We start from the raw sequence: 8,441 nt of genomic DNA on the forward strand, positions 1-8,441 counted from the left end.
CGCTCTGCTAAAAACCCGAACCTACCTCGGCCTACTCACCCCGTGCTTAGCACTCCATGGCTCGCAGCGATAGCAACAACATTTAAGTTAGAATTAACCTTATAAAAACAATGTAAACATATAGATTAGCTAGCAATCGAAATAATCTTATACCAGTTTTTATTAGCCACATATAGAGAAAATGTTGATTTTTCTATATATAATATGAAATTATTAAGAGAAATTTAAAGTTTCTCTAGTCATTTACCCCACCATCAGATAAATATAAGATATTATTCTTTCAGTAACAAACCGCCATATAGACAAAAAAATCTAAAACATAGATATATTTTTATTGTAAATAAATAAAAATTATATATTTCTTAAAACTATAAGATTTCAAACTAAAAAATAGAAAAGGGCAGCGCTGCCCTTAACTTTTATTATATGCCCATATTTCCTAACGAAACAATAATACCTCGTACTGTCTGCGCTAAACGCGGATGTGAGTTTTCAAAGTCAACCACTGAACGCTCTAATGCTTTAGCAGATAAATCCAACAAATCTTCATCTTTATCATTTTTTAGTAACTCATGTGTTGACGCCTGAGCAAAATTAGCTATGCTGTGCGCACCCTCTTTTTGTGTTTTTTCTAGGTCCACCAGTTCTGTACGCAAAGTTTCAGCTAAAGCCAACAACTCAGACCTTTTCTCATCAGAGAGTTTTGCTGCTCTTAGCTGGGTTTCGATTTTATTGAGTGTATCTTCAATCATACATATACCTCATAATTTTTTATATTATTTTTTACCTTTCAATCAGCTCAATTTTATAACCATCCGGGTCCTCAATAAATGCAATTACGGTCGTGCCTCCCTTAACCGGGCCTGGCTCGCGAGTAACTTTGCCACCCGCAAAAGCAACCTGCTGACAAAAAGACTGAATATCATTAACTCCAAATGCTAAATGGCCAAATGCACTACCCAGATCATAACTAGGCTCATCCCAATTGTAAGTCAGCTCTAATACAGTGTGCTCACTTTCCTCACCATAACCGACAAAAGCCAAAGTATAACGATACTGCTCATTATCAGTACGCCTTAATAACTTCATGCCAAGCATTTCAGTATAAAAATGTATCGACCGCTCTAAATCAGTGACACGAAGCATAGTATGAAGAAATTTCATAAATTCCTCTTTAAGTTTAAACTTTCCGTTATTTAATTAGCTTTACTGCTCATCATAATAAACATTTAAGTTAACATTGTTTCTATCACTTTATTTATTAAGTTCATGCTTAATTAAATATTCAGCAATTTGAATGGCATTTAAGGCAGCCCCTTTGCGCACATTATCTGCAACCACCCAAAGATTAATGCCCCGCTCACAGGAAATATCTTCACGAATACGTCCAACATACACAGCATCTTTACCCGACGCCTCAGTCACTGGAGTTGGATAGTCAAAGTTTTCATCTCGACCATCAATCACTTTTACACCCATGGCATGCTTCAATAATTCTGTAGCCCCGGCTGCGGTAATTTTCTCTTTAGTTTCAATATTTATTGCTTCTGCATGCCCATAGAAAACAGGCACACGCACAGCGGTTGGATTAATTTTTATATTACTATCGGCCAATATTTTTTGCGTCTCTCGCACCATCTTCATTTCTTCAAAGGTATAACCATTCTCTTCCAGCCGATCAATATGTGGAAGAACATTAAATGCAATCTGCTTTGGATAAACCTTGCTCTGCACAGGCTTTGCATTTAATAAATTTGCAGTTTGGTGAACAAGTTCTTCTAAGGCCTGCCTCCCTGTTCCAGAAACAGCCTGATAGGTCGCAACATTAATGCGCTCTATACCCACCGCATCATATAGCGGCTTTAACGCAACGACCATTTGTATCGTTGAACAATTCGGATTGGCGATAATATGGCGTAACTTATACTGCTTAATTGCATCAGCATTGACTTCAGGAACCACCAAAGGCACATCATCGTCATAACGAAAACATGAACTATTATCAATTACAACCGCCCCCGCAGCGGTAGCCTTCGGAACATAGTCATGAGAAATATCAGCACCTGCAGAAAAGAAAGCAATATCAACCTGAGAAAAATCAAACTCAGCTAAGCTTTCAACAATTAGTGTCTGATGACCAAATGTAGCTGTTGTTCCTGCAGAACGCTCACTTGCCAATGGATAAACCCGGGCAATAGGGAATTGACGTTCAGCCAATAACTCGAGTAAAGTTTCACCGACAGCGCCAGTCGCTCCAACAATGGCAACTGAGTATTTTTTCATTTCAGCTCTCCTGTTACTTGAATCTTAATTTTAAATAAAAAATCAATATAATTATCATGCTATTATTGCGTGCAAAGCTTTTTTAGTAATGCATCTACACCTAAATTAATTTCAGCAAAAACCAAATCAAAGCCACGCTCACCCCCATAATAAGGATCAGAGATATCCTGATGACTAGCACCATCAACATGATCAAGCAATAACGATAATTTATGCTGCGCATGTGCAGGAGCGGAACGACTCAGATAATCAATATTATTTTTATCCATACAAATAATATGATCAAAACGCTCAAAATCATCCACAGTCACAACACGCGCACGCAAATCACCCAAATCAACACCATGCTTAGCAGCAACTTCCTGAGAACGCGCATCTGGAGCCACTCCTTCATGAAAAGCATGAGTACCCGCTGAATCAATTTCAACATGGCTAATTAACCTCATCTCTTCAAGCTTTTTTTGACACACCGCTTCTGCTGTGGGTGAGCGACAAATATTCCCTGTACACACAAACAAGAGTTTCATTTTATTTTTCCCTCCTTGATTTAAAATAAACTCTGATAACGCACGAGCTCTTCATAACTAATCACAAACACGCCATTACCACCACGTTCAAACTCCAACCAGGTAAAAGGCAGCGTCGGCAAACTTTCTTCTAATGCCGCAGCACTATTACCCACTTCAACAATCATCACTCCCTGTGGGTTTAAATAATGCTTGCCTTCTTTAAGCATCCGCCGCACTAAGTCCAGCCCATCATCACCAGCAGCTAATGCCAACACGGGCTCATGCCGGTATTCATCGGGAAGACTTGCCATATCGTTAGCATCCACATAAGGCGGATTACTCACAATCACATCATACTTACCCTGTACTTGATTAAACAAGTCTGATTCAATTAAATTAACCCGCTCATCTAAGCTATGATAGCTCACATTACGCCGAGCAACTTGCAACGCTTCAGGCGAAATATCAACACAATCTACCAATATATCAGCTAGCTCGACAGCACAAGCGATACCAATACAACCACTGCCAGTGCATAAATCCAGCACTCTATGAACTTGAGTTGAATCAACCCATGGCTCAAAGTGCTGTTCAATCAACTCCGCAATCGGTGACCGTGGAATTAGCACATTTTCATCAACATAAAACTCTAAACCATGAAACCACGCTCGTTGCGTAATATAAGGGACGGGTTTACGCAGGCTGACCCGCTCGGCAATTAATGCGAATAGCTGCTGCTTTTCATCCTGGGTTAAGCGCGCATTCATCATGTCACGGGGAATTTCTCCAGGCCAACTTAGCGCATAATTTAATAACTGTACTGCATCATCCCAAGGGTTATCCGTGCCATGGCCATAGAATAAACCAGCACGTTGAAAACTACTCACCATCCAACGTAACCAATCGCCAATCGTATGCAAGTCTGTTTGCACAGCGTCATTTAAGACGAACTCTCGTTTCATTCACTCTTTCACTTATACATGCTAAACTGGTTCCATATTATGACATAACAATGCCCTGAAGTAACGATGAGCAACTCGAAGAAGAAAAAAAATAACAACAATCATCACTTATCCACGGAAGAACAGGCGCTACTTCAAGAGGAAATGCAAGGGATTAAGCCATTACAACAAACGCAAGCGATAATAAATAAAAAAAGACCCCTTCCTCAAAAAATAGTACAACCCAGTTTTAGTGACCATAACAACATCCTAGAAAAAGATGAATTCTCAGACTATACGCTCTGCTCTCCGGTTCAAGCCAACGACCTTATTGACTATTACCAAGAAGGTGTACAACATAGTATCCTTTCTAAATTAAAACGGGGTAAAATTTTTGCAGAAGATGAGCTTGATTTACATGGCTATAATATCCACACAGCAAAGCTACAGCTCAAACATTTTTTTGACTACTGTCAAAATCGCCAGTATCAATGCGTGCGCATCATACATGGCAAGGGCAAAATGAGCCAAGAAACACCGGTACTTAAAAATAAACTGAATAATTGGCTGCGTCACTCTCCCCGTGTGCTTGCTTTTGCCTCAGCACCTAGACAATTTAGCGGTGCCGGTGCGGTTCACGTGTTAATCAAGCGCAAAAAAAATAATTCATCAGAGGAGTTTAATTCACTACTTTAATTTTTTTTAGTTTAAAAATCAAAATAGTTCAGAATATTTCGAGCGATTTTTAAATTTATCAGCTCATCACTTAATACTATAATCAGTGCCTTTATTTATTGAGCGAGAATCTATGATACACAGCCTATTTCAGCAACTTCTTATTTTATTGGCCACATCTGTTGCTGTCGTTGCTATTTTCAGACGTTTTAAACTTCCGCCAATTCTTGGCTATCTGTGTGTCGGTGTTTTAGCCGGTCCATCAGGCCCTGACTGGATCTCAACCTTCAGTAACCTCCATGTCTTGGCTAAATTTGGTGTGGTTTTCTTGCTCTTTACCATTGGTCTAGAGCTTTCCTTGCCCAGGCTTGCAGCAATGCGTTCTGCCTTACTAAAAGCCGGCAGTTTGCAAGTGATCATTTGTATTCTTATCGCGTGGATTATTGCGATTATTTGCGGTTTATCCTTATCTAATAGTTTTATTACCGCAGGTGCAATTGCCCTCTCTTCGACGGCCATTGCCAGTAAGCTACTTGCCGAAGCTGGTGCAGTGAACACGCCACGAGGACAACTTTCACTCTCGATACTTATCTTTCAAGATCTTGCCACGATTCCCTTATTAATCATTGCGACCTCATTAAGCCAAGGCAGTAGCGATCACATTCTGCAAACTACAAGCATTGAATTAGCCAAAGGCGTTGCAACCTTTATTGTTCTGGTTTTCGTCGGTCATTGGGTTGTCTCACGTCTATTTCACGAAATTTCTAAATCCCGTTCCAGTGAGCTTTTTTTATTGACTGCTTTATGCATCGCACTCGCAGCCGCCTGGGTCACAGATCTCATGGGGTTGTCAATGGAGTTAGGTGCTTTTTTAGCGGGTGTTATTCTCGGCGGCACCCCTTACCATCATCAAGTATCCTCTGACATTCGCCCCTTTCGCGATACCTTATTAGGTTTGTTCTTTATCGGTATGGGCAGCTTGGTCAACTTACATGAATTATCAAGCTTTGCTGTTTGGGTGATTTTAATTGCGGTTGCTATTGTGCTTATTAAAGCAATTGTTATCTATGCCGTAGTTAGGCTCACTCGCCAAGCTAATTCTACCGATGCTTTTAAAACGGGCATACTCCTGTCCCAAGGGGGTGAGTTTGGCTTTGTTTTAATTTCTATAGAAACCAACTTTAATACCATTGATGATCATATCGCCCAAGTCATGCTCGGCGCTTTGATGATCAGTATGGTTATCTCCATTATTCTCGTCCGCTTTCAAAAGCCGTTACTAGCTTTATTTCATAAACTCACAGAACGCTCAACAAATTCCTCATCACTACCAACCAAACCAGCCAATACTGCAACAACGCTCAAGGATCATGTCATTATCTGCGGTTTTAGCCGTGTCGGCCAACGCCTCGCCCGCGCAGTAGAATCGGAAGGGTTTAATTATATTGCTGTCGACCTAGATCCATTACGCATCGAACAAGCCTCCCTTGCCGGTGAGAATATTTTCTATGGTGATGCCACCCAACTGGATACTTTGCGCCATGCAGGTATTGCTCAGGCAAAAGCACTGGTGATTACCTATACCAGCCCTGCCAGCAGTGTCAAAAAATCCCTGCGCTTAATTCAACATATTACACCGAATTTAGATGTACTCGTTCGTGCAAAAAACGATGCCTTACTAGAGGAATATCGTGAAGAAGGCGCCACCGAAGTGGTCTCCGAAGCCTTAGAGAGCAGCCTGATGCTTGGCTCCCACCTGATGCTTATGCTTGGTGTGCCCAAACATCGTGTGATGAGCTGGCTGTTAAATATTCGTAAAAATCGCTACGACTTACTCAGCGGCTTTTTTAAAGGTCAAGAAGCCGAAACTATTGAAAGCGATGAAAGTATGCGTGAACAATTAAGTTCTTTCTTTCTTCCTGAAGGCAGCTTTGCCATTGACCGCACTCTCAAAGAGCTCAAGCTTGAAGATTTTTCCGTCACAGTGACCTCTATACGCCGTAGCGGTATTCGTGGTGCTCAACCAGAACCTGATACTCGCTTAAAAGCACAGGACATCTTAGTTCTCTACGGCACCCCGGAGAATATCGAACGTGCTGAAGCGAAGCTGATTGGCAATATTGCCTAATTACTTGCAGTGCTGCTTTATCTGGCTTGACTTTTCACTGTGATATCTCTAGCATGAGCGTATTGCTTTAAACATACGAGACGCTCATGCTAATGCATAACCTAACTAAAAACTTAACAATTTATAAAATTTATACTATGAATATACATAGTAATACAGCGACTCACGATTATCACCCATCTTATTATTTCTATTCTTAAACTTAAAGTATAAACACACTACATTATAAGCAGAAAACAAACAGACTTTTACTTTTACTTTTACATAAAGATTAAATTTTAATAAATTAATCCATATATTATTAGCTAGAATAATTCAACTAAACATGATCTTTTAGATTAGACTTTATATTTATACAGGAGCAGTCATGACCACCAATAAGACCCTTGGCAGCACATTAATTATTATCGGCACTACCATTGGTGCCGGCGTCCTTGCCCTTCCTCTTGCCACTGCAGGTCTTGGTTTTTATTATGCTGTTATCCTTATGATTATGTTGTGGATCTTAATGTGCTATACCGCTTTACTTACTTTAGAGGTCAATTTAGCCTTCCCACGCGGTAGCAGTTTTAGTTCCATGGCCAAAGCCACCCTCGGCACCCCCGGAAAAATCATTGCCACCGCTGCCATGCTGATCCTCTTTTATGCCCTAACTGCCGCATATATTACCGGCGGCTCGCAACTTATCACTGAAAATCTGCATATTCACTTTCAGCATGCTGAGAAAATCAGCGCCCTTATTTTTACTATAATTCTCGGCGGTTTTGTCTTTTGGAGCACGCGTGCTGTTGATTATGCCAACCGGATTCTCTTTACCATCAAAATCATTGCGTTTATCGCAATGCTAGCCTTATTAATCGGCCATGTCGATCTTCAGCGTTTAGAACCACAACCAACGGCACAACTCTTTATTCTTGCCGCGGCTCCCATTGTCTTCACTTCCTTTGGTTTTCATGGCAGCATTCCAAGCATCGTCAATTACGTTGGCATCTCCCCTAAAAAACTACGTAAAGTACTAATCATCGGCAGTATGGTTCCACTGATACTTTATATTATTTTTGAACTGACAACACTTGGCACTATACCTCGCACTGGCCCTCATAGTTTAGCTGCCCTTACCGCACAAGGTAGCTCCGTTGGTCAATTCATTCATGCCCTTAGCCTATGGGTGCATAGCCCGGTAATCACCGCTCTCGTTAATATTTTCTCTGATATTGCCGTAACCACTTCATTTTTAGGTGTCACTTTAGGCTTATTTGACTTTATTGCCGACGCCACCAAGCGCCACAACAATAAAACAGGCCGTTTGCAAAGCGCCTTAATGACCTTTATCCCTCCTTTAGTCTTCGCTTTATTCTATCCAAAAGGCTTTATTATCGCCCTCGGCTATGCTGCAATTGCTCTGGCGGTACTTGCTGTATTATTACCTGTCCTGATGGTCCGCAAAGTCCGAGTATTACCTGACCTTTCCTCACCTTATAAAGTCAAAGGCAGTGTACTCATCCTAACCATCGTATTCCTAGCCGGCTTGCTTATCATTGCCTTGCAAATTGCCAGTGCCTTTAATCTATTGCCTGTATTTCATTAACCTGCAATACAGCCGATAAGAAACATATGCATTATTTCAATTTAAATGTTTTTTCTATTAATTATTATTTTAAATAAATAACAGGCTAAAAACAGTTTACATAAAAATTAGATTATTTTAATTTTTATGTACAACCGTATGGTAACCCTCCCTTAAAATAGTACAAGTGATAAGTGGAATCTTCTGTTAAATTAACTTAGACAGGAGAGAGAAGATGAAACGATCAAAACTAACAGAATCACAAATTGTAGCCATGCTTAATGAAGGCCAAGCGGGTGTTAAAGTTGAAGATATTTGTCGCCAGTATGGTATTGCTA

General features: G+C 40.5%; 8 protein-coding genes. 3 read left to right on the forward strand and 5 right to left on the reverse strand.

The features are described 5' to 3' along the window. Positions 1-422: 422 nt before the first annotated feature. The 5 genes from C200_RS05935 to prmB form a co-directional block, all read right to left on the reverse strand. Positions 423-752: a DUF4404 family protein gene (locus C200_RS05935; RefSeq protein WP_016211182.1), complete on the reverse strand. Its 330-nt coding sequence runs from the start codon at positions 750-752 to the stop codon at positions 423-425. 31 nt (positions 753-783) lie between these two features. Then, positions 784-1,164 (reverse strand): lactoylglutathione lyase, encoded by a 381-nt coding sequence (gloA, locus tag C200_RS05940; protein ID WP_032126448.1) that lies wholly within the window; start codon positions 1,162-1,164, stop codon positions 784-786. Positions 1,165-1,254: 90 nt separating this feature from the next. Next, entirely contained in the window at positions 1,255-2,283 is a 1,029-nt protein-coding gene (locus C200_RS05945; RefSeq protein ID WP_016211178.1) for an aspartate-semialdehyde dehydrogenase, read from the reverse strand. Between the two features lie 62 nt (positions 2,284-2,345). Then, positions 2,346-2,810, reverse strand: a complete 465-nt coding sequence (locus tag C200_RS05950; protein WP_016211180.1) for a low molecular weight protein-tyrosine-phosphatase — start codon at positions 2,808-2,810, stop codon at positions 2,346-2,348. Positions 2,811-2,830: 20 nt separating this feature from the next. Continuing rightward, on the reverse strand, positions 2,831-3,754 hold the full coding sequence (gene prmB, locus C200_RS05955; RefSeq protein ID WP_032126449.1) for a 50S ribosomal protein L3 N(5)-glutamine methyltransferase: 924 nt from the start codon (positions 3,752-3,754) through the stop codon (positions 2,831-2,833). A gap of 66 nt (positions 3,755-3,820) precedes the next feature. Here prmB and C200_RS05960 point away from each other — a divergent pair, with 66 nt between their 5' ends. The 3 genes from C200_RS05960 to C200_RS05970 all read left to right on the forward strand — a co-directional run bounded on the left by C200_RS05960 (position 3,821) and on the right by C200_RS05970 (position 8,124). Continuing rightward, positions 3,821-4,429, forward strand: a complete 609-nt coding sequence (locus C200_RS05960; protein ID WP_016211185.1) for a Smr/MutS family protein — start codon at positions 3,821-3,823, stop codon at positions 4,427-4,429. Between the two features lie 112 nt (positions 4,430-4,541). After that, a complete protein-coding gene (locus tag C200_RS05965; RefSeq protein WP_032126450.1) occupies positions 4,542-6,536 on the forward strand; it encodes a monovalent cation:proton antiporter family protein in 1,995 nt (664 codons plus the stop codon). A gap of 367 nt (positions 6,537-6,903) precedes the next feature. Then, positions 6,904-8,124, forward strand: coding sequence for an aromatic amino acid transport family protein (locus tag C200_RS05970; RefSeq protein WP_016211177.1), 1,221 nt, complete (start codon positions 6,904-6,906; stop codon positions 8,122-8,124). The last annotated feature ends 317 nt before the right edge of the window (positions 8,125-8,441 follow it).

It is taken from the genome of Piscirickettsia salmonis LF-89 = ATCC VR-1361, assembly GCF_000297215.2.
Taxonomy (GTDB): Bacteria; Pseudomonadota; Gammaproteobacteria; order Piscirickettsiales; family Piscirickettsiaceae; genus Piscirickettsia; species Piscirickettsia salmonis.

Coding starts and splice junctions, on each gene's coding strand:
- C200_RS05935 (WP_016211182.1), bottom strand. CDS start 752: ATGATTGAAGATACACTCAATAAAATCGAAACCCAGCTAAGAGCAGCA.
- gloA (WP_032126448.1), bottom strand. CDS start 1,164: ATGAAATTTCTTCATACTATGCTTCGTGTCACTGATTTAGAGCGGTCG.
- C200_RS05945 (WP_016211178.1), bottom strand. CDS start 2,283: ATGAAAAAATACTCAGTTGCCATTGTTGGAGCGACTGGCGCTGTCGGT.
- C200_RS05950 (WP_016211180.1), bottom strand. CDS start 2,810: ATGAAACTCTTGTTTGTGTGTACAGGGAATATTTGTCGCTCACCCACA.
- prmB (WP_032126449.1), bottom strand. CDS start 3,754: ATGAAACGAGAGTTCGTCTTAAATGACGCTGTGCAAACAGACTTGCAT.
- C200_RS05960 (WP_016211185.1), top strand. CDS start 3,821: ATGAGCAACTCGAAGAAGAAAAAAAATAACAACAATCATCACTTATCC.
- C200_RS05965 (WP_032126450.1), top strand. CDS start 4,542: ATGATACACAGCCTATTTCAGCAACTTCTTATTTTATTGGCCACATCT.
- C200_RS05970 (WP_016211177.1), top strand. CDS start 6,904: ATGACCACCAATAAGACCCTTGGCAGCACATTAATTATTATCGGCACT.